20 protein-coding genes are annotated in these 20,640 nt (G+C 38.6%); 16 read left to right on the forward strand and 4 right to left on the reverse strand.

Going from position 1 to position 20,640, the window contains the following annotated elements:
* The first annotated feature begins 61 nt into the window (after nucleotides 1-61).
* The 3 genes from ABIE66_RS05140 (at nucleotide 62) to chrS (ending at nucleotide 2,185) form a co-directional block, all read left to right on the forward strand.
* On the forward strand, nucleotides 62-796 hold the full coding sequence (locus tag ABIE66_RS05140; protein ID WP_370014066.1) for a hypothetical protein: 735 nt from the start codon (nucleotides 62-64) through the stop codon (nucleotides 794-796).
* Nucleotides 793-1,527 carry a hypothetical protein gene (locus ABIE66_RS05145; RefSeq protein ID WP_370014067.1) on the forward strand — a complete coding sequence of 245 codons (735 nt, stop codon included), beginning with the start codon at nucleotides 793-795 and terminating at the stop codon, nucleotides 1,525-1,527. Before ABIE66_RS05140 ends, ABIE66_RS05145 begins: the two co-directional genes overlap by 4 nt.
* Nucleotides 1,528-1,708: 181 nt before the next feature.
* Nucleotides 1,709-2,185 (forward strand): chromate efflux transcriptional regulator ChrS, encoded by a 477-nt coding sequence (gene chrS / locus ABIE66_RS05150; protein ID WP_034315019.1) that lies wholly within the window; start codon nucleotides 1,709-1,711, stop codon nucleotides 2,183-2,185.
* A 37-nt stretch (nucleotides 2,186-2,222) separates the two neighbouring features.
* On the opposite strand, the gene chrA is transcribed toward chrS, so the two are convergent.
* The gene (gene chrA / locus ABIE66_RS05155) at nucleotides 2,223-2,774 is read right to left on the reverse strand and encodes a chromate efflux transporter ChrA (RefSeq protein ID WP_370014068.1); all 552 of its coding nucleotides are present in this window, start codon (nucleotides 2,772-2,774) and stop codon (nucleotides 2,223-2,225) included.
* Complete coding sequence (gene chrB, locus ABIE66_RS05160) at nucleotides 2,774-3,361, reverse strand: chromate efflux transporter ChrB (protein ID WP_370014069.1); 588 nt, start codon at nucleotides 3,359-3,361, stop codon at nucleotides 2,774-2,776. The genes chrA and chrB overlap by 1 nt, the downstream gene beginning before the upstream one ends.
* A gap of 675 nt (nucleotides 3,362-4,036) precedes the next feature.
* Between chrB and ABIE66_RS05165 the strand changes: the two genes are divergently transcribed.
* The 4 genes from ABIE66_RS05165 (at nucleotide 4,037) to ABIE66_RS05180 (ending at nucleotide 10,522) form a co-directional block, all read left to right on the forward strand.
* Complete coding sequence (locus tag ABIE66_RS05165; RefSeq protein WP_370016981.1) at nucleotides 4,037-5,023, forward strand: alpha/beta hydrolase; 987 nt, start codon at nucleotides 4,037-4,039, stop codon at nucleotides 5,021-5,023.
* Between the two features lie 76 nt (nucleotides 5,024-5,099).
* A complete protein-coding gene (locus tag ABIE66_RS05170) occupies nucleotides 5,100-6,875 on the forward strand; it encodes a nitrilase-related carbon-nitrogen hydrolase (protein ID WP_370014070.1) in 1,776 nt (591 codons plus the stop codon).
* Between the two features lie 130 nt (nucleotides 6,876-7,005).
* Nucleotides 7,006-9,132 carry an ATP-binding protein gene (locus tag ABIE66_RS05175; protein WP_370014071.1) on the forward strand — a complete coding sequence of 709 codons (2,127 nt, stop codon included), beginning with the start codon at nucleotides 7,006-7,008 and terminating at the stop codon, nucleotides 9,130-9,132.
* A complete protein-coding gene (locus tag ABIE66_RS05180; protein ID WP_370014072.1) occupies nucleotides 9,107-10,522 on the forward strand; it encodes a sigma-54-dependent transcriptional regulator in 1,416 nt (471 codons plus the stop codon). Before ABIE66_RS05175 ends, ABIE66_RS05180 begins: the two co-directional genes overlap by 26 nt.
* 34 nt (nucleotides 10,523-10,556) lie before the next feature.
* Here ABIE66_RS05180 and ABIE66_RS05185 read toward each other — a convergent pair whose 3' ends face one another.
* Nucleotides 10,557-10,715, reverse strand: coding sequence for a hypothetical protein (locus ABIE66_RS05185; protein ID WP_370014073.1), 159 nt, complete (start codon nucleotides 10,713-10,715; stop codon nucleotides 10,557-10,559).
* Between ABIE66_RS05185 and ABIE66_RS05190 the strand changes: the two genes are divergently transcribed.
* The 9 genes from ABIE66_RS05190 (at nucleotide 10,704) to ABIE66_RS05230 (ending at nucleotide 19,246) form a co-directional block, all read left to right on the forward strand.
* A complete protein-coding gene (locus ABIE66_RS05190) occupies nucleotides 10,704-11,579 on the forward strand; it encodes a DUF6282 family protein (protein ID WP_370014074.1) in 876 nt (291 codons plus the stop codon). The genes ABIE66_RS05185 and ABIE66_RS05190 overlap by 12 nt on opposite strands.
* 18 nt (nucleotides 11,580-11,597) lie before the next feature.
* Entirely contained in the window at nucleotides 11,598-13,001 is a 1,404-nt protein-coding gene (locus tag ABIE66_RS05195) for an FAD-binding oxidoreductase (protein WP_370014075.1), read from the forward strand.
* A complete protein-coding gene (locus ABIE66_RS05200) occupies nucleotides 12,998-13,513 on the forward strand; it encodes a 4Fe-4S dicluster domain-containing protein (RefSeq protein WP_370014076.1) in 516 nt (171 codons plus the stop codon). The genes ABIE66_RS05195 and ABIE66_RS05200 overlap by 4 nt, the downstream gene beginning before the upstream one ends.
* The gene (locus ABIE66_RS05205; protein ID WP_370014077.1) at nucleotides 13,506-14,360 is read left to right on the forward strand and encodes a (Fe-S)-binding protein; all 855 of its coding nucleotides are present in this window, start codon (nucleotides 13,506-13,508) and stop codon (nucleotides 14,358-14,360) included. Before ABIE66_RS05200 ends, ABIE66_RS05205 begins: the two co-directional genes overlap by 8 nt.
* Nucleotides 14,361-14,547: 187 nt before the next feature.
* Nucleotides 14,548-15,201, forward strand: coding sequence for an ABC transporter permease (locus ABIE66_RS05210; RefSeq protein ID WP_289333292.1), 654 nt, complete (start codon nucleotides 14,548-14,550; stop codon nucleotides 15,199-15,201).
* Between the two features lie 15 nt (nucleotides 15,202-15,216).
* Nucleotides 15,217-16,221, forward strand: a complete 1,005-nt coding sequence (locus ABIE66_RS05215) for an ABC transporter ATP-binding protein (protein ID WP_370014078.1) — start codon at nucleotides 15,217-15,219, stop codon at nucleotides 16,219-16,221.
* Nucleotides 16,222-16,233: 12 nt separating this feature from the next.
* Nucleotides 16,234-16,974: an ABC transporter permease gene (locus tag ABIE66_RS05220; protein WP_370014079.1), complete on the forward strand. Its 741-nt coding sequence runs from the start codon at nucleotides 16,234-16,236 to the stop codon at nucleotides 16,972-16,974.
* 21 nt (nucleotides 16,975-16,995) lie between these two features.
* Nucleotides 16,996-17,916, forward strand: coding sequence for a glycine betaine ABC transporter substrate-binding protein (locus ABIE66_RS05225; RefSeq protein WP_370014080.1), 921 nt, complete (start codon nucleotides 16,996-16,998; stop codon nucleotides 17,914-17,916).
* A 1-nt stretch (nucleotide 17,917) separates the two neighbouring features.
* On the forward strand, nucleotides 17,918-19,246 hold the full coding sequence (locus ABIE66_RS05230) for an MmgE/PrpD family protein (RefSeq protein WP_370014081.1): 1,329 nt from the start codon (nucleotides 17,918-17,920) through the stop codon (nucleotides 19,244-19,246).
* Nucleotides 19,247-19,592: 346 nt separating this feature from the next.
* On the opposite strand, the gene ABIE66_RS05235 is transcribed toward ABIE66_RS05230, so the two are convergent.
* Nucleotides 19,593-20,465: a DMT family transporter gene (locus ABIE66_RS05235; RefSeq protein ID WP_289323938.1), complete on the reverse strand. Its 873-nt coding sequence runs from the start codon at nucleotides 20,463-20,465 to the stop codon at nucleotides 19,593-19,595.
* Nucleotides 20,466-20,640 lie beyond the last annotated feature (175 nt).

Genomic DNA, 20,640 nt, shown 5'->3' on the forward strand with positions numbered 1-20,640 from the left:
ATTCTAGGAGGATTCATATATATATAGGGTAAAGTCGATTAAAAGGAGAGTATTAGATAGAATGAATGGATTGTTTGATGCAGAAAAATATATGCATGCACCCTCTTTAATTTTTATAGCATTAAGTTACATGCTGATTGCGATAGCTTTTGCCATTATTTATAGAAGACAAGAGGATTCACCTAAGGTATGGAAGGCTTCAGTTGTCTTGGTACTTGGAATGATCGCTTTTAATTTTTCTTTTAATCTATCAGATGAGGTTGTTAGTGTACCCATTGTCCCTTTAGGGGTGGCTCTTTTATCATGGTTATTGAGAAGGAAAGGAAATGAAGGGCGGTGGCAGCGATTCCGTCGATTTGCCTGGCTCGGATTCCTATCGAATTTCATCTTTTTGACAGCTTCACTTTTAGCCATGCCTCTGGATGGAATTATATATCCTAAGTCTGAAACAACTACATATATGATGGACGTTAACAAGGCTTCGCTGATAGCGACCCATTCGAATTCCAAAGAGGTCACTTTGAATAAAGAAGAACTGCAAAGACAAATGAACAAGATGAAACAAAAAAAGATCGAGAGCGAATCTTGGTATTATGGGATCAATGAAGAGAGCGGGTATAAAGAAACGTTCCCTTATATTCTGACAGGGTCAGCTCCTAAAAAAGGAAGTGGTCTTGAAACACTCATTTTCATTGAAGAAGATGGCAAGGGTCTGCTGATTACACCAAATAAGGGGCACCAGGTCTACTTCAGGTTAGAAGAGTCCATTTTAACCGGAGGTGTGTTGGAAGAATGACTAAAAAAGCAAAAATGAGTGTTTTAATTACAGCTACCATCTTGATAGGAGGTATTCTTTTATTTGTACTATTCCAAAAAGAGCCGGAACCCTTTCTATCGGAAAAGCAAATCATTAAACGAATAAACTCAATCTTCCCTGAAGCACAACCAAAGTCCATTCAGAATAAAATCTTTTTAGATGATACACATGTGTTTGTCCCCTTTATCAGCGAAGAAAGTGGATATGGGATGAGCTTTTGGGTCTGGAAGGGTAACAAATGGAAAGCTGCTTCCGTGAACATGGGCGGTCAGCCACAGGTTTGGAATGGAGAAGAAAAATCATTGATCATGTGGAATATGAATCCAAAAGATGACGTATCCGAAATCGGGGTTTTTATGAAGGGTGATAGGGGTTTTTTGGTATCGGATGGAATAGCCACATATCAACCAGGTATAGAAATGATGCACAGCATTGCGCTTAAGGGGAAAACGTACGGAGTCGAGAGGTTTCCTGACAATTGGCGGGAACTTATGAAACAGTATGTAAAACTACAGGCAGAAGATGGACAGAATGACTTCCCTGATTTTAACGACCCGATACGGTTGGTCACTAATTTTCATGATAAAGAAGGGGAGGAGATAATCCCTGAGCACTCCTTTAACGGAAATAGCTATACGACTGGATATAATTTCGTGGATGTTCCTTTCCTGGTTACTGTGCAAGAGGAAGAGTTGGAGGGGGCTTATTGAAAAGGGGCTGTCAAAACTTGAAGGCCTTCATTCATTACTCAATCGGTTTATTTTGTTTGGGTATTGCTTAAATTCTGCCGTTTCTTGGAGGGTAAATTTGAAAGTGAAAAGGAAGAATGTTGTGATCCGGTGGTGTTCTCTGCGATAATGGAATTAAGAAATCGAAAAGGAGTTACATAGGATGGCAGAGGACTTTAAGATTCCCAGCTTGAAAGTTGATGAGATCGATAAGAAAATCATATCGGTTTTACATGAAGATGCGCGAATTTCGTATACCGACTTAGCGAAGAAAGTGGAACTCTCCAGAGTTGCGGTTCAAATGAGAATTAATCATCTTGTTGAAAACGGCGTGATCGAGAGATTCACTGCGGTCATAAATCCAGCTAAGGTCGGCATCCATGTCTCGGCTTTTTTTAACGTTGAGGTTGAGCCTAAATATTTGGAATCGGTCGCCCAGCAATTAGAAAGTGAACCGGCTGTAACGAGCTTATATCATATGACTGGTCCGAGTAAACTCCATATGCACGGAATCTTTACTGATAATCAGGAGATGGAACGCTTTCTCAATGAGAAGCTGTATGCGGTAGTAGGTGTTGTCAGCGTTGATTGCCAAATTCTCATTAAACGTTATAAAAGCCGGATGGGCATGAAGCTTTAAATGAAAAAATCCCCCTATATAGGGGGATTTTTTTTTATTATGTGAGCGGGATGATAAAGCCGCCATACGCAAAAGCAAGAATGATTACGAATGCGGGGTGAATCTTGAATTTACCTAAAGCCAAGAATGCCAAACCAGCGATGACGATTGAATGGATGTAGCCGATGGAACCGACGGCATCAGCGGCCATATTCCAAGTGAGCAATAACATCATGATCGCAATCACGGGCTGCACAAGCAGGGACATGCCTTTTACGATAGGCGATTGCTTGTGTTTTCGCAGGATTTTTAATAAATATATCAAAGCCACTGCTGAAGGGATGACGGTGCCCGCCAATGCAGCTAAAAATCCTGGCCACCCATATACATCATATCCGACATATGCGGCTATTTTGGTGGCGATCGGCCCTGGGAGTGAATTCCCTAACGCAAGCATTTGTGAAAACTCGGTATTATCAAGCCAACCGTACCGGGTGACGATTTGATCATACATAAGCGGAATCGAGGCTGGGCCTCCGCCGTAACCAAGGATATTGGCTATGAAAAACGCTAGAAAAACAGCGACTCCAATTGGGATTATAAGACCCATTAAGCGGATTCCTCCTTCCTATCAACCTTTTTATTTTTCAATCTATCTTTTAATTTAAAATGGAACGCCCCATATAAAAGGAAAATCATTATGACGATACCCGGATGCAGGGAAATGACCTGCAGAAGCAAAAAGGAAATCGCAAAAAAGGTGATTCCGAGCACCTTCCCTAAACCTTTTACCGCCTTTTCGCCAAACTCGTAAGCCATTTGGCCAAGCATGACGGCAACAACTGGCATGACAGCAGCGATCATATTGCTGATCATTGCTGAATTACTTAAAACATTAATGAACGCAATTAAGAAAACCATCGCAAAGCATGAAGGTAAAACGTGAGCGGCCACACTTACGAGGGCTCCCGGCCAGCCTTTTAATTTATAACCAAGATATGCTGCCATCTTAGTGGCAATCGGTCCTGGGAGTGTATTGGCGATCGCTAAAGTGTCCCCGAATTCATCATCGTCGAGCCAGTGATAACGGGAAACGGCTTCGTGGCGGATGAGCGGGATGACTGATGGCCCGCCGCCGAAACCTAAAATCCCCGTTCTCATCATCCCAACCGTTAATTCCGTATATGGATTATTCAAAACGATTCCTCCTTTGTTTTAAATTTAGAATTCATTTCCATGATTATGAATTAATGATAACAAAAATCCTTTCGAAATGTATATAAAATTTTAATGATTATTACGTAATGAACGAATAATTGGTATTTTTAAATAAAATAGGCTTATAAAAGTGATGAAAAAACAACTTTTTGTTTTGAGGAATGAAATTTGGATTACGTAAGAAAAACATACAAGTTATAATACAATCATCATTATTTTTTGAAAAATCAAATAATTCACAAGGAGTAGATTTATGACCCAATCGGTAATTGGTGGTAAGCCCACACTATTTAGCATCGGTGACAGGTGAAGTAAAGTACGGCAAAGATTTCAGGGAAACGGGAGAAAAAAATACATCCAAAATATAGGGATCAGATTCTTCTAGAATGAGTACCTAAAAAAAGCCAGTTCTGAGGCAAATGGATTCCACCAATTGAACAAACCAAAAAGTAACAGTACTTTTGATTTTTCAATTTCATTGTCCTCTTCAACTTTAGAATGTATATACTCCCTTTACTGTAATTGTCATAAAATTAATTTTCTATGTAAAAAAAATTTAACGCATTTTCGATTTTAATAGATTTTTACTATGACTATTTTTAGATTTCCCTTTTATTTACTCCATTTTCCTGATTCCAATGTCCAAATGCAAAACTGGCACGCTGCTTGCAATATCTAATCATGAAAGCTTTTAAAACAGTATTGGAGGTAATGGAAATGATAGAGCGTCACATTGAATTTTATAGTGAAGGTTACAAATTAGACGGCACGGTATATCTTCCAGACGATTATAAAAAGGGAGAAAAAAGACCAGCGATTATTCCGAACTCTGGATATCAAGGATTTAATGAATTTTATCCAAAGTTATTTGCACGAAATTTAACAGCGGCAGGTTATGTCTGCTTAGGATTCGATTATCGGAGCTTTGCGAAAAGTGAAGGGGAAGAAGGTCGCGTTATTTTGGATGAGCAGGTAGAAGATATTCAAAATGCGATAACATTTCTCTCCCTCCAAGAAGAAGTAGATTCAGATAGAATAGGATTGATAGGTTGGGGTATGGGTGGTTCGAATGTTGTCCGTGTGGCTGCAAGAGACAACCGGGTCAAGGCAGTGGCAGCACTGAATGGTTTTTATAATGGCCAAAGATGGTTACGCTCCATTCATTCCTATGTTGAATGGAATGAAATCTTAAAGACAGTTAAAAAAGATCGAGAACAACGAGTATTAACTGGGAAGTCGCAACTTGCCAATACGTTTATTCATTATCCACTTGATCCGGAAACAGCGGATTACGTTGAAAAGGAATTGGCCATTCTATCCCCATTTGGTAAGCAAACAGTGTTGCAGTTTACAGATTCAATAATAAGCATGAACGCAGAAGAAGAAGTGAAAAATGTAACTGTGCCACTTTTCATTGCTCATGGGAAAGATAACTTATTACATCCACTGGATGAGGCAAATGGGCTGTACGAAGCAGCAAATGAACCTAAGGAACTTTATATAATAAATGGTAAGCATAATGATTTCATGTATCATGAGCATGAAGTTTTCCAAGATTTGAATGAACAGCTAAAAGCATTCTTTAATGGAATTCTAACGAAAAAGGAAGAAGATAGTAAAGTCACCCAATTGCAAAGGTGAATTAGATAATAGCTTGGCAGGTGGCAAATTATTTGTCATCTGTCTTTTCATATAATTTATCAAAAGGAGCAACTTTATGGGAATTAAGCATCCTTTCAAAACAGCCGTTATTGAATTTAATCCACAATTAAATCAATTGGATAACAATATGGATAATTTGCTGGAGGCGGTAACAGAAGCAGCAAAAAATGGAGCAAAATTAATTGTCACTCCGGAAATGGCTACAACAGGCTATCATTATGAGAATCGTCAGTCTATCCTGCCATTTACAGATACCATCCCTGGTAAAACGACCAAACGTTTTGAAGAAGTCGCAAAATTATACGATACACATATTGTCATAGGAATGGCGGAAGTGGATGTAGAGGACGGACTTTGCTATAATTCCGCTGCGCTTGTGGGACCTACGGGATATATCGGAAAATACAGGAAAGTGCATCAATGGGCAACAGAAGATAACTGGGCTCATTGGGGGGACTTGGGTATACCAGTTTACGAAACGTCTATTGGGAGGATTGCAATAATTATTTGTATGGATTCAAGCTATTTTGAATCAGCCAGGATCGTTGCAGTGAAGGGAGCTGATATTCTTTGCTTTCCGACGAATTCAACAGGTGGATCGCTTTCGATGCTGCAGGCATGGGCTGAAATGAACGGTCTGTATGTCATAGGTGCGAATCGTTCAAATACAGAAACCGATTATCATATGGTCGGTGCAAGTGCCGTTTGGTCACCTTTAGGTAGGAAACTTGCTGAAACTCCATACGTGGAAGAAAGTCAAGCAAGAGATGAGACCGTCATTTTATATGCCGATATTGACCCTGCATTATTTGAGAATCCTGCAAAGAAAAGAATGGAAAAACGAAAGCCAGACCTTTACTCTGATCTAATGTTGCATGTCGGACCATGGGAGTATAAAAAATCGATAAACACATTAGAGCAAATTAGTACGGAGAATTATGAAAAAAAGATTTCTACTGCTTTATTGCAGTATGAACCGGTTATAGGAGATAAAAAAGAAAATCTAAAGAAAATAAAAAGGCTCTTGGCGGATGCTGCCGTAAAAGCAAAAGAACAAAAGAGCGAATTATCACTAGTTATTTGCCCAGAGCTTTCTTTAACAGGTCCTGTTAATTCACTTAGTCCTGAGGAAATCCGGAAACTCAGTGAACCCATACATGGAGTAACTGTAAGAGATATGAGAAGGCTTTCAGCTGAATATCAAATTAATATTATATTTGGTATGATAGAGAGAGAAGAGAATCACCTTTATAATACAGTTGTTCTTCTGACGCCAGAGGATGATATAGTAACTAAAGCCCGTAAAATTCACTTGTCAGAAGCGGACGAACGCTGGGCCTCTGGAGGTTGGGAAATTGTTATTGCAAATGTAACAGATATTGGTCGTGTGGGCCTAATAGTCGGTTCTGATGCTACATTCCCTGAGGTAGCCGGCATTATTGCCGTAAAGCGTGCTGATGTTATTATTATCCCCTCATGCTGGCATGGTGAATTTGGAGAAATATTGGCACTTCCTGAAAAAATCATGGAGAATAAGTTTCCGTTTAATTCAATGACGACTTGGGATGCCACTGCAAGATTTTCGCAAACGAAAACACTCATTGCAAATTTTATTGGTACTGATATCGGTTGTAAAGGTGGGAGTGCTCTTTATACGCCTGATCCAATATATGGAAGTGATATGCCTGTAGTTGCCTCTTCTCAAAATGAAGAAGTATTGATAGTGGTTAATTCTAAAATGGAACAAAATTGGTGGTTTGATCAACATAAGCTTTTACTATCAAGAAGGACTATCTTTTACAGGCCGTTGGTAAAAAAAATAAAAATGTAAACGCTTCAAATCTGAATTTAATAATTGTAACTCATTAAAAGTGGGAGTTAATATGAAACAAACATATAAAGTACTTTGATTACATGTGTAAAGTATCCTGTTTCATTTCTCCCATATCGAGGTTTTGTAAATGAAAGTATTTCAATCAAAGCTAATGAAACGTTATGTAGCTATTGTTTTAGTAGTCATTCTATTTGTACTAGCCTCGCTTTATATGATTGCCGTAAATGTAATAAATGGATCTGTTCGGTCTCAAATGGAGTATCGAGATGAACTAATAGCAAAAACCCTAGGGAACCAAATTGAGAATGTTTTCGAAAATTCAGTTTCCGATATGCGCCAGATATCACCCATTGTTACAAATTTTGATAATGATGCAGAGAATGCTTATCGAGTAGAAATGGAAACAATCTTGTCACATGACCCACTATATCTGTTTATTGAAGTATATAAAGATGATCAGTTGGCACTCCGTCTTCCGGATGTTCCCTTTTCTTATTTTGTAGAAAATGGTTCTATTATAAAAAGACTTTCCTGGAGTCAGACAAGCTATATTTCAAATATGATTGAACTGCCGGACGGGCGCAAGACCATTGCAATTGCCTATCCATCCATTAATGATCAGGGAGAATTTGTGGGGAGTGTAGTCGCTTATTTGAATCTACAGGTTTTATCAGATCTCCTTCAAAGGTTTGCAATAGGGAAAGAAGGAGTGAATGCGATGATTGACCGCAATGGAACAATTATCGCACATACCGAACAAAGTTATATTGGCAAATCCATTCAGGATCATGAAGTTGGAATTCATCTTCAAAAAGAAGATTTTGATATATGGAATGGTGAGATTTTCAGCAAAGAATTGGTCATTGCCTATCGCCCCATTCTTTTGGGAGATATTAGTCTGATTGTGGGAGAACCGATTCAACAAGCACTAAAGCCAGCTAGATTGGTGAAATTTTTACTATTCCAAGGTTTTTCTATCGTTTTTATTATAGCAATAGGACTTGCTATGTTCAGTGCATCAAGGGTGATTCGCCCTGTCACGACGCTTATTAAGCATGTGCAAGAATATAAAGAAGGTAAGCGAAATGCATTTGTTAAAGTGAAAACAAATGATGAAATAGAGGATCTATCGATTGTTTTATCAGAAATGGCTACGGAATTGAGGGAAAAGGAAAGAAGTATGTTTTATATCCTGGAGTCCATTCCATATTGTGTTATTACTACAGACAAAGATGGTAGGATCATGACCTTTAATAAAGGCGCTGAAGATTTAATGCTATATAGACGCGAAGAAGTATTAAATCAGCTTATTTTTAATTTGTCGATAAAACATGATATACAAGAGTTTGTTCTGTTAAAAACGTTTAATGCAGGGAAGTCTTTTGAAGAAGTCGAAAGCTATATTATTGATAAAGAAAAGGGGTTCCATGATGTTCGTATTTATGCCTCACTACTTAAAGGGGAACAAGATGAGTACATCGGCTCCATTCTTGTCATTCGTGATGTAAGTGATGTTAAAAAGCTTGAAGAATACTTAAAACAAAGTGAACGGCTGGCATCACTGGGTGAGTTGACTGCTGGGATAGCCCATGAAATAAAAAATCCTTTAAGTATTATTCAGGTTGCAGCTGAAACGATTCGACTTCAAATTGAAGATGAATTTGAAGAAAGTGAAGTTATTGATGAATTGACAGGAGATATTTTAACAGCATCGGATCGCATGAACAAACTATTAACGGATTTTCTGAAGCTTACCAAAGATGATGAATATAACAAGCATGTTCTAACGGATCTGGTTGTTATTACAAATGAATTGCTAAATTTATTAAGAAGAAAATTTAATGATGCAAACATAATGGTCACAACCGAATATAATTTTAGTAAAGCCCCAGTTTTAGGGGACCGGCATAAATTGACTCAATTGCTTTTGAATATTTTTTTGAACAGTATACAAGCGATAAAAGATGAGGGCAATATTCATATTTCGCTTAATGAGAAAGGGGCATATTGGAAACTTTCAATTTCGGATACGGGAGAAGGCATTAAAGAAGATAAACTAAATTGGGTTTTCAATCCATTTTATTCCACGAAACCTGAGGGGACTGGTCTAGGGTTATCTATTGCCCACGAAATAATAGCTCAACACGGTGGGGAAATCTGGGCGGAAAGCGTAGACTCTCAAGGTACCACAATACATATTGAGATACTAAAATATGAGGAGAATCAATATGAAGAGCATTCTGTTTGTGGATGATGAAATTAGACTTTTACGCGTTCTATCACTGTCATTTCGAAAGAAGGGATATGACGTAATTCTAGCTGCGAATGGACAAGAAGCACGAAGAAGAATGAAAGAGGACGATCCCAATCTTATTTTTCTGGATTTGAACCTTCCTGATGCAAATGGTTTGGAACTCTTAGAGGAGTTCATTGCACTTTATCCTCAAAAAGTGTTCGTCATTATGACAGCTTATGGCGATATAGAAAGTGCTGTATCCGCAATAAGGGCAGGCGCATTTGATTATTTAGTAAAACCAGCAAAACTAGAAGAAATAGAACTTGTGATTAATAGGGCATATACACTACTTGAAGTTAAACAAGAGAATATCCAATTGAAAAATCAGTTAAACAAGCTTGAATCGTTAGAGGGCTTTATTAGTATAAGCAAACAAATGAAACAGATTTATGAATTAATTGGACGTGTCTCAGCCACAGATGCAACGGTTCTTCTTCATGGAGAAAGTGGAACAGGAAAAAGCATGATCGCCAAAATGATCCATAGCTTAAGTGATCGAAACCAAGGTCATTTTATTTCTGTAAACTGTGCAGCTATCCCTGAAAATTTATTGGAAAGTGAGCTTTTCGGTTATGAAAAAGGTGCTTTTACCGGAGCTGCAGCCAGTCGAGCGGGAAAATTTGAAGCTGCCCAAAACGGTACTATTTTTTTGGATGAAATTGGCGAGGTGCCTCTTACGCTTCAAGCTAAGCTTCTTCAAATCGTTCAGGAGAAATCATTTATGCGTCTGGGAAGCAATCAATTAAAACAAGTGGACGTTCGAATTATTTCTGCAACAAATCGTAATTTGAAACAAATGGTACAAGAAGGAACTTTCCGCGAAGATTTGTATTACCGCTTGAATATTATAGATATGCATATTCCTTCACTTCGAGAAAGAAAAGAAGATATTTCCCTTTTGGTGGGGGAATTTTTGGAGAAGCACCGTAAAAAAATGAAGAAAAATTATCGTGTATCACCTCAGCTTATGAATATTTTGACAGCTTATGAATGGCCAGGGAATGTTCGGGAGCTTCAAAATGCTGTAGAGCGAGCAGTTGTTTTGTGTAAGGAGGAAGATTTGTCGTTACAAGATTTCCCTTGCGAAATTAAGGGAGCTAGTGAACTGAGTTCAGAGTTACCGACCATCGTTTCTTTTAATAAGAAGAGAACGCTTCCTGAACAAATGGAAGACATTGAGCGACAATTTATTTTGTCTGCAGTTGAGGAGAACAATGGCCAAATTGCTGCAGCAGCTAGAGAACTAGGTATTTCAAGGCAGCGGCTATTTTACAAGATAAATAAATATCATGAACAAATGAATAAGTCATCTGAAGAAATTAAGCAAAAAAAAGAAGAGTTTTATTAATTCTTCTTTTTTTTCGTTTTAATATTTGCAATCTTCACTTTTTTTGTAAAAGGATTTTTTCAAAGAGAAAAATTTTTTTACAAATAAAAGAAGAATTTTTTAAAAAACCTTTATTATAGCGTGGCATAGTTCTTGCATTCATTTCTATTAAAGGAATAAATTCAAAAAAAGGAGTGGCATGATGGGTTTTCATCCTTTATTAGAAGGTGCAATTGAGTTGCATTGCCATACGTATCCGAGTATTTTCCCAAGAAAGCAAACTGATTGGGAATTTATAGAAGACCTAAAAAAGGCTAAAATGGCGGGGGCCGTGTTAAAGGCACATGAGGCATCAACAGTAGACCGCACTACATTAATACGCTTAAAAGAGCCTGATCTTCATGTTTACGGTGGACTTGTGTTAAATGAATTTACAGGTGGCTTATCACCCAAAGCTGTTGATGCTGCAATTAGGCAGGGTGCCAAAATAATTTGGATGCCTACTATTTCAGCAAATCAGCATTGTTGTAATTTTGCCAAGAAGAAAACCCGTTTTTTCAATAGTGAACGGAGCCTGCCCATTGAAGACGGTTTAACCATTTTAAATGAGAATAAACAGTTAAAACCTGAAGTCATTGAAATTCTGGAACTTATTAGTGAGGCAAATATAACCCTTGCAACAGGTCATTTATCGGAAGAAGAAGTGGCTGTTTTAATTGATGCAGCCAAAGAACGTCATATCGATAAAATTCTAATTCAGCATGCAGATCTAGGCATTGCCCCTGTCTCAATTGAAATGCAAAAAGAGTTTGCCAAAAAGGGCGCTATCATCGAGAAATGCTATTTAGCCTGTGGTGAGGATTTTCAAGACTTAACGGTAGCTCAAATGGCTAAGTCTATACGTGAAATCGGGCCAATGTCCTGTGTGCTTGTAACTGATTATGGCCAAGAACACAATATTCCTCCAATAGAAGCATTAAGTCGTTTTGTCGGTGAAATGATCGAAGAAGGTATAACGGAAACCGAGATAGAAAGGATGATTGTTCATAATCCAAAGCAGCTTTTAGATATTGAATAGTGAAGGTGGTGACGTGTGATGGAAGAGCAACTGATTAGACTTATATATACCATCGTTCCAAAAGATAGGGTACTGACAGATTTAGCAGAGCTATATTCTTACAGTTTTGATGCTTCATTCGGTGAATACTTGCCGGAAATCGTTGTTCAACCAAAAAATAAAGAAGAAGTGGCAGACTTAGTCAAGCTAGCAAACGAATTTAAAATTCCTGTTTACCCAAGAGGGGCAGCTACCTCTTTAAGCGGAGGTTCCCTTGCTGTTGAAGGGGGCATGATTCTAGATATGTCACAATTTGAGAAAAAACTTGTTATTGACCGTGAAAATTTACTGGCAATCTCCTCACCAAGTGTAATTACAGGTGACATACAACAAAAGGCAGAAGAGGTGGGCTTATTTTATCCTCCCGATCCAAGCAGCTCCCATGTCTCAACAATTGGAGGAAACTTGCTGGAAAATTCAAGTGGTCCAAAAGGCTTGAAATATGGTACTACGAAGGAGTATGTGATTGGTTTGGAAGTTGTTACGCCAACCGGGGAAATTATTCGGACGGGGGGGCGAACAGTTAAAAATGTGACAGGCTACGATTTAACAAGACTCATAGTTGGATCGGAAGGCACACTGGGAATTGTAACAGAAGCCATCTTACGTCTTATTCCAAAACCGATTGCAAGAAAAACACTATTAGCTTCATTTGTACGAATTGCTGATTCGGGGCACGCCATAACAAAAATATTATCAAATGGTATTTTACCATGTGCGATGGAATTAATGGATAATGCATGTATTCGTGCGGTTGAAAATTACTCACCAGCAGGTTTGCCAATTGAGGCGGAAGCGATTGTCATCATTGAAGTAGACGGTCATCCGGCGGCAATCGATGCAGAAATAAAAAAGTGTGAAGATATCTGTCTCTTACAAGGCGCAACAAATGTCAAAGTGGCTAAAACAGATGCTGAGCGTGATGAGATATGGAAAGCTCGTAAAATGGTCTCTCCAGCTATTACACAAATGGGACCAACGAAAATTTCTGAAGATGCGACAGTACCAAGAAGTCAAATTCCCGCGATGATTGAAAAGCTTTATCAAATTCGTAAGAAATATCAGCTGAACTTAGTAGTTTTTGGTCACGCGGGGGACGGTAATCTCCATCCCAATATTATTACCGACAAGAGAAATATAGAAGAAATGAAACGTGTCGAGGATGCAGTCAGTGAAATTTTTGAAGCTGCTATAGAACTTGGCGGGACGCTTTCAGGGGAACATGGGATTGGGATATTAAAATCTCCATATATGGAATTGGAGCTTGGATCTGATGGTCTGCTCATGATGAAAAAAATTAAAGATGCATGGGATCCAAATTCTATATTAAACCCAGGAAAAATATTTCCACAGCCTGGAAAGCTAAAGGTGGAACTAATATGAATGAAGCTCCTCTTGAAAAGGAACTAGCGCTTACAGATAAGTTTACCCAAAAATTGCATGATCTTTCGTATGAGGCAACCAATCAATGTGTGCAGTGCGGATACTGTCTCCCTGCTTGTCCAACCTATGAATCTATGGGGAAGGAATCGCAATCACCTCGCGGACGAATTAACCTGGTCAAAATGGCGGCAGAGGGAAAAATCGATCTTCAAAAAGATCTAGCTGAACCAATTGACCTTTGTCTCGGTTGCAGAGCTTGTGAAGTAGCGTGTCCGGTTAATGTACCATACGGACAAATTTATGAGGCAGCCAAAGAAGTCATAACTGAAAATCAAAAGCATGAACATCATAAAAAGCAAAATAGTAAACCGAAGATTCAAACAAAAGCGGTCAAGTTTACGTTGACAAATTTATTTCCGCACCGAAAGCGTCTTCGTACATTAGGCAACCTAACCTGGCTGTATCAAAAAACGAATTTAAATAAAGTGGTGCAAAAAAATAAAAATGATTAATAAAGTGTCGGAGTCCATGGGACAGTTTGAAAAGGTCTTGCCGGAGCTCGAAGCCCCCTATAAACGTTATAAATACGGTCAAAAATTCCCTGCAAAAGGTGAGACTAAAGCAGTAATTGCCTTCTTCCCGGGGTGCATCATGGACGCTATCATGTCTAAGACTAATAGACTTACAATTGAACTGCTCCGAGCAATTGGCTGTGAAGTGATTATTCCGAAAAATCAAAATTGTTGCGGTGCACTTCATTCCCATCAAGGCTTGAAAGAAGAGGCTGTAAAACTCGCAAAAGCAAATATAGAAGCATTTGAAGCGTCCGGTGCTGATTATTATGTCAATAACGCAGGAGGCTGCGGAGCGATGCTTAGTGAGTATAATCACCTTTTGGGCCAAGAATCAGAATGGAAAAAGCGCAGTGAAGCATTTGTAGGGAAATCAAAAGATATTACCGAAATTCTGGTGAAGTTTGGTCCTCTCCCATTTAAAAAAGAATGGAATGGTATTATAACGTATCAAGATTCTTGCCATTTGAGAAATGTCCAGGGAGTATTTCAAGAACCTAGGCAACTTCTTAGGTCTATACCTGGTGCAAGTTATTTGGAGATGGAGGGTAGTGACCGTTGCTGTGCTTCTGGCGGTATTTATAATTTAATCAATTTTGATGAATCGATGAAAATATTAGATGAAAAAATGCGTAAAGCTGGAGAAACCAAAGCAAAAACAATCGTTACAACTAATCCGGGGTGCCTGCTCCAAATGAAACTAGGTGTAGAGAGAAGCGGCACTAGAGGTGATGTGGATGCTAAACACATTGTAGAAATATTAGCGGATGCTTGTTTAATTAAGTAGGCAAACGCTTATGGAAGTGACACTAGACCGTAGTATTTCCATATATAAAAAGATTGACACACATTGAAAATAACATTTTTTTACAACTGAATTAAAAAATTCCTGAAATATAGCTTTTAATGTGGCCTAATACTTGTATAACTATAAGTCAGCAGCTGGTCATTAAAATTAAAGGAGGGAGAACGAAGTGGAACTATTAGACTTTATCGGTTCGAACTGGGGGGACCTTTTAGCAATGACATGGGAACACATCCAATTAGTTGGATTAGCGGTTGGGGTAGCCATCTTACTCGGTGTTCCATTTGGAGTTTATATTACACAGCACGATAAATTGTCAAACCTTGTACTGACAGTTGCAGGTATTATTATGACGATACCAAGTATTGCACTGTTCGGTATCATGATTCCGATTTTATCTATTATTAATCAGGGAATTGGGTTTTTACCAGCGTTTATCGCCTTGGTCTTATACTCGCAGCTTCCAATAATCCGTAATACATTCATCGCTGTTAAAAATGTGGATCCCAATATGCGTGACGCGGCTATAGGAATGGGAATGACAACATGGCAGCGTCTTCTAAAAGTTGAAATCCCAATTGCCCTTCCAGTCATTATGGCAGGAATTAGAATGGCCGTTGTGTTAACGATTGGAATTGGGGCCATTGCAGCCTATATCGGTGCGGGTGGACTTGGTGTATATATCGCAAGAGGGATATCCACAAGTTACACAGAGATGGTTCAAGCTGGAGCCATTGCTGTTTCAATATTAGCGATCGCGGCTGACTATTTACTAGGTCAGGTACAAAAACGGGTTTCGCCCAAAAAAGTTCATATAGGATAGGGAAGGGGATGTCTTATGATTACATTTAAAAATGTTTCGAAGGTATATAAAAGCTCTGGCAAATCGGTGAAAGCAGTGGATAATGTAAATATGACAATAGAAAAAGGCGAGATTTGTGTATTCCTTGGCCCCTCAGGTTGTGGGAAAACAACACTTTTACGAATGGTTAATCGTCTGGTTTCGATTACAGATGGGACTATTGAAGTAGGAGGCAAAGATATTTACTCATTGGACCCAATCGAATTAAGACGCTCAATCGGCTATGTGATTCAACAAAATGGTTTGTTTCCGAATATGACGATTGAAGAAAACATTAATGTTGTTCCAAAGATGCTGAATTGGAACGAAGGGGAAATGAAAAAACGTTACAAAGAATTAATGGAAATGATGGGATTGAACCATGAGGAATACCGAAAGCGTTATCCTTGGGAACTTTCCGGAGGACAGCAACAGCGTATAGGAGTGGCAAGAGCGCTGGCGGCAGACCCGCCCGTCATGTTGATGGATGAACCATTTGGAGCACTGGATCCGGTTATTCGTGATAAGTTACAAAATGAATTTTTACGAATTCAAAAAGATGTAAAGAAAACAATCTTGTTTATTAGTCACGATATCGATGAGGCTTTGTGCCTTGGGGATAAAATTGCTATATTTAACGATGGCCAAATCATGCAATATGGAACACCGGATGAGATTTTGTCTAATCCCCAAAATGATTTCGTGAAGAATTTCATTGGGAATGATCGTGAAATTAAACGGTTACAGCTATTAACGGTTAGGGATCTATTGAATAAAGCGAAAAAGGTGAATCGTAAAATGAATATGACAATTGAATCTAGCGAATATGTCGTTAATATTGATACAGATCTTCGAACAGCACTTTCTCTATTATTATCATCCCCAAAAGGGGAAGCCGTGATTATGGATCATAAAGGACAGCCAAGCGGAGTACTAGGTATTGGTGACTTTGAAGTTTTGACAGGTGTACACCCTTCGAAGTTAAAGTCAATAGTTCAATAAGGAGGGGTTTTGATGAAGGAATTTAACAAGATAGAAATAATGATTCGCGCGTTGTTAGTGTTAATTATTGTTGCCCTACTCGTTTATACTTTCCAATCAGGTGCGTTTCAATATATAAAAGAAAACTCTGGTGAACTTCTATACTTAGCCGGACAGCACATGAAATTGGTGGCGCTTTCATCGATGGCAGCCATTCTTGTGGCCGTGCCGCTGGGGGTCTTTATTACGAGACCTCAGTTTAGAAAATTTGAATTTATAGTAGTGAATTTTGCGAATATCGGGCAAACGGTTCCGAGTATAGCAATTTTAGCGCTTGTAATGAGTTATTTAGGTTTAGGGTGGCAAACAGCGGTATTTGCGTTGTGGTTCAGCTCACTTCTCCCAATTTTACGTAATACAATCGCTGGAATTCAATCGGTTCCTCCATCAATTATTGATGCTGGAACAGGAATGGGGATGACGCAAAAGCTCATTCTTTTCAAGCTTGAACTCCCGAATGCGTCATATGCGATTCTTGCTGGCATTCGTACCGCAACAGTTATTAATGTTGGATCAGCTGCACTTGCCTTCTTAATTGGAGGAGGTGGGTTAGGTGACCTTATATTTACCGGAATTTCACTTTACGATCCAGGCATTATGCTCGCAGGTGCCATTCCTGTAATCTTTTTGGCCGTTGCAATTGATTTTCTATTAGGGAAAATTGAAGAAGTCACTACTCCGAAAGGGTTACAAAGAAAAGCTGATTTTATATAAGACAATAAAGGGGGATGTAAAATGAAAAAGTTTAGCCTATTATTTTGTGTCGCGCTTCTTGCCTGTATGCTTACAGCATGCAGTTCTTCGGAGTCCAATGCCGGTTCAAATGCAAGTAAAGGGAAAATAACGGTAGGCGGGAAAGATTTTACTGAACAGCACATTTTAACGCAAATTACTTCTATTTATTTAAAAGAAAAAGGATATAAAGTCGATGAAGCAAGTAGTATGGGGAGCACAGTGGCCCGGTCCGCGCTTGAAAATGGCCAGCTCGATGTGTACTGGGAATATACGGGTACGGCATTAATGGTCTATTTAAAGGAACCTGTTGAAACTGATCCAGATAAGGCATATGAAAAAGTAAAAGAACTGGACAAAAAGAATGAACTTGAATGGTTAAATAAATCCGAGTTTAATAACACATATGCTATTTTAATGCGGGAAGATTATGCAAAAGAATTAGGAATCAAATCAATATCCGATCTTGCAGATTTTATAAAGAAAAATTCTAGTAAATTAAAACTTGGATCAAACTCTGAGTTCTATGCACGAAAAGATGGAATGAAAGGTTTAGAGAAAAAATATAATTTCTCTTTACCAGCTAAAAATGTCGTCAAAATGGATACAGGACTTCTATATAATTCTTTAAAAGAAGGCCAGGTTGATGTAGCTGTTGGTTTTGCTACAGATGGTCGCATTAAAGGGTTTAAACTTCTTGTGTTGGAAGATGATAGTAAGTTTTTTCCAGCGTATAATGGAGCACCTGTCATTCGTCAAGAAGTATTAGAGGAGTATCCAGAATTAGGAGATCTTCTTAATGAACTGTCAGAACATTTAGATGCAGATACAATGAAGGATTTAAATTATCGTGTTGATATTAAACATGAAGATATTAATGAAGTTGCTAAAACATGGCTGGTTGAACAGGGAATGATAGATTGAGATGAAAGCAAATAACTCACTCATCACCTACATAGAATCTGAGTCGATAAAATGTTTGGACGGAGGCACATTAACTTCACTCAAAGAAGCTCTAGCAGACATTATCGCTTGTACTATTGCAGGTCGAAATACGAATGCAGCAGAGATTTCAAAAGAATTTGCTGTATCGCAGTGGGGGACGGGAAACAGTTCGCTCATCCTGTACCGTGAAAGATTAACGACTGCCGGGGCAGCTTTTGTCAATGCGACAATGGCAAATGCCCTAGATTTAGATGATGGTCATCGCTTCACAAAAGGGCATCCCGGCGCGGTTGTTTTTCCCGCGGTACTCGCCGTTGCAGAAGAAAATAATATAAGCGGAGAAGAGTTTTTGACGGCACTCCTTATAGGCTATGAAGTGGGTATCCGTGCTGGAATTGCAGCACACCTGAGCCGGCCAGATTATCATTGCACAGGCTCTTGGGGAGCAGTTGGTGCTGCAGCTGGTGTTTCGTACATTTTAGGACTAAAAGGGAATACGATTGGGAACGCACTGGGCAATGCAGAATATTTTGGTGCTTATTCTCCAATGATGCGCTGCATCGAACACCCGTCTATGTTAAAAGACGGAATTAATTGGGGATGTATGGCCGGGGTTAGTGCAGCTCATTTAGCAAAAGCAGGCTATACAGGTATTCCATCATTATTTACACAAAAAGAAGCAGAAGGGCTTACACACGATTTAGGAAAAAACTATCGTGTAAATGAACTGTATTATAAGCCGTATGCATGCTGCCGGTGGGCACAGCCAGCTATTGAGGCAATTAGGGAAATACAAACTAAAAATATACTAATATCCACAAATATTAATAAAATAGTAATTCATACATTTACAGAATCGGCAGCATTATCGAAAGATTATCCAGAAACTACAGAGGAAGCACAGTACAATCTGTTTTTTCCTGTTGCAGCATTTATTTCTTACGGTGAAGTGGGTCCAAAACAGATAATAGACCATCTGGATGATCCAAAAATTTTGAGCATTATGGACAAGATTTCAGTGGTAATCGATCAACAACTTAACGAAGCATTCCCTGAAAAAGCATTAAGTATGGTTAAAATACTAATGCAGGATGGATGCACTTATCAATCAGAAATTATGCAAGCTCGTGGAGACTATAATTACCCCTTAACGGCTGAAGAAAAAAAAGACAAGTTTTTTAGGCTGACCACGCCATTTCTAGGAAAAGAACCTGCGCAGAGGTTATCAGAAACCATTCAAAACCTTGAATATATGAAAAGTATCCGGGAGCTTATGATTGCTATAGAGGAAAAAAATATGAGCACCTAATTGCGTAGTGATTCCGATCTCTAAAAACCGGAGCTGAAAATTACAAATGTACATGGGGAAATGAGCGTCTGTTCTTAAGAAAACTATTAATCATTTCTGGACTTTTTATTGCACTTGTACCCAGAGACTTTTGTTGTTTTCGTTCAATAGGTTAATAAAATGATGGAATAAATGTATGAATTCCTTTTAAGGCTCCACAGAGGAGAATACTGCCGGGCCTGCTATAGTAGCACAACTTTTTCCAATCCGCTTTTTTATTACAAAAAGTACCCTATAGGCAGACTTTTTTAAAAGTCTCTATAGGGTACTTTTTAATATAAAACACCATTCAACGTTTTTATTACGGTTATTCTTCCCGAATGACTATTAACACACCAATAAAAATTAATATTGTACCTATCCAAAAAGACAAGCCGATTTGCTCACCTAGTAATAACCAGCCTAAAAACGTACCGACTATAGGTTGTAAAAAGAAAAATAATCCACCACTTGAAGCGGTAAGCATTTGCAGTCCGCGATTCCACAGTAAAAAGGCACATGCTGTCGAAATAACGCCTAAGTATAAAAGGCCGCCCCATATGGATGGATGCATTATTGCTTGGAAATCGAGCTCATCCAATCGACTAATTGTAAAAGGTGTTAAAAAGACAATTGCCACAAGCACAGCATAGGTAGTTACAACCAGTTGTGAATATTGCCCAGGTACACGTTTAATTAGAACTGACATAAGTGCCCAAGTTAATGCAGCAATAAGCAGTGATACGCCCCCAAGTTGGTGAGATGAACCGATATGGGCATTTCCGACAATGATACCGACACCGATTGTAGCTAAAATAACCGAAATTGATTTTTTAAAAGTAATCTTTTCTTTTAAAATGATACGTGCAAATATCACCATAAATGCAGGTGTAGTTGAAGTAATGATGGCTCCCATTTGTGCAGTAGAAAGTAGCGTACCGACTTCCTGGGTTACGATGGAGATTGTATTTCCAACAAGTCCCATAATGAGAATTAATAGCCAGTCCCGTTTTTCAATCCGCCAAGATTGTTTTGTTATTAAACCAATGGTTAGCAATGCTAAAATCGCAATTACATATCGTAATAAAACTAATTCAAGTGGTGGAACAACGTCTACCACAACTTTTACCACCACGTACATTCCGCCCCAAATGCTAGCAGCGAGTGATAAATATAAAGAACCTAATAAAGTGTTTTTCATTTTGTACCCTCCGTTTTAACTAGATCTTTCCAGTCCTTAACGGAGTTGCAAGTTTTCTACCGTTAAGGAAGAATGACTGCAGGTACATCATTTTCGAATAGCGGTGACCACATCATAAGCTTTCAGCTCACTTTCAAAATATTTATTTTATCATATCATACAATGGTTTTAGTTA

Source organism: Peribacillus sp. B2I2 (genome assembly GCF_041261685.1).
In the GTDB taxonomy this organism is placed as follows: domain Bacteria; phylum Bacillota; class Bacilli; order Bacillales; family DSM-1321; genus Peribacillus.

Coding starts and splice junctions, on each gene's coding strand:
- ABIE66_RS05140 (WP_370014066.1), top strand. CDS start 62: ATGAATGGATTGTTTGATGCAGAAAAATATATGCATGCACCCTCTTTA.
- ABIE66_RS05145 (WP_370014067.1), top strand. CDS start 793: ATGACTAAAAAAGCAAAAATGAGTGTTTTAATTACAGCTACCATCTTG.
- chrS (WP_034315019.1), top strand. CDS start 1,709: ATGGCAGAGGACTTTAAGATTCCCAGCTTGAAAGTTGATGAGATCGAT.
- chrA (WP_370014068.1), bottom strand. CDS start 2,774: ATGGGTCTTATAATCCCAATTGGAGTCGCTGTTTTTCTAGCGTTTTTC.
- ABIE66_RS05170 (WP_370014070.1), top strand. CDS start 5,100: ATGGGAATTAAGCATCCTTTCAAAACAGCCGTTATTGAATTTAATCCA.
- ABIE66_RS05175 (WP_370014071.1), top strand. CDS start 7,006: ATGAAAGTATTTCAATCAAAGCTAATGAAACGTTATGTAGCTATTGTT.
- ABIE66_RS05180 (WP_370014072.1), top strand. CDS start 9,107: ATGAAGAGCATTCTGTTTGTGGATGATGAAATTAGACTTTTACGCGTT.
- ABIE66_RS05190 (WP_370014074.1), top strand. CDS start 10,704: ATGGGTTTTCATCCTTTATTAGAAGGTGCAATTGAGTTGCATTGCCAT.
- ABIE66_RS05185 (WP_370014073.1), bottom strand. CDS start 10,715: ATGAAAACCCATCATGCCACTCCTTTTTTTGAATTTATTCCTTTAATA.
- ABIE66_RS05195 (WP_370014075.1), top strand. CDS start 11,598: ATGGAAGAGCAACTGATTAGACTTATATATACCATCGTTCCAAAAGAT.
- ABIE66_RS05200 (WP_370014076.1), top strand. CDS start 12,998: ATGAATGAAGCTCCTCTTGAAAAGGAACTAGCGCTTACAGATAAGTTT.
- ABIE66_RS05205 (WP_370014077.1), top strand. CDS start 13,506: ATGATTAATAAAGTGTCGGAGTCCATGGGACAGTTTGAAAAGGTCTTG.
- ABIE66_RS05215 (WP_370014078.1), top strand. CDS start 15,217: ATGATTACATTTAAAAATGTTTCGAAGGTATATAAAAGCTCTGGCAAA.
- ABIE66_RS05220 (WP_370014079.1), top strand. CDS start 16,234: ATGAAGGAATTTAACAAGATAGAAATAATGATTCGCGCGTTGTTAGTG.
- ABIE66_RS05225 (WP_370014080.1), top strand. CDS start 16,996: ATGAAAAAGTTTAGCCTATTATTTTGTGTCGCGCTTCTTGCCTGTATG.
- ABIE66_RS05230 (WP_370014081.1), top strand. CDS start 17,918: ATGAAAGCAAATAACTCACTCATCACCTACATAGAATCTGAGTCGATA.
- ABIE66_RS05235 (WP_289323938.1), bottom strand. CDS start 20,465: ATGAAAAACACTTTATTAGGTTCTTTATATTTATCACTCGCTGCTAGC.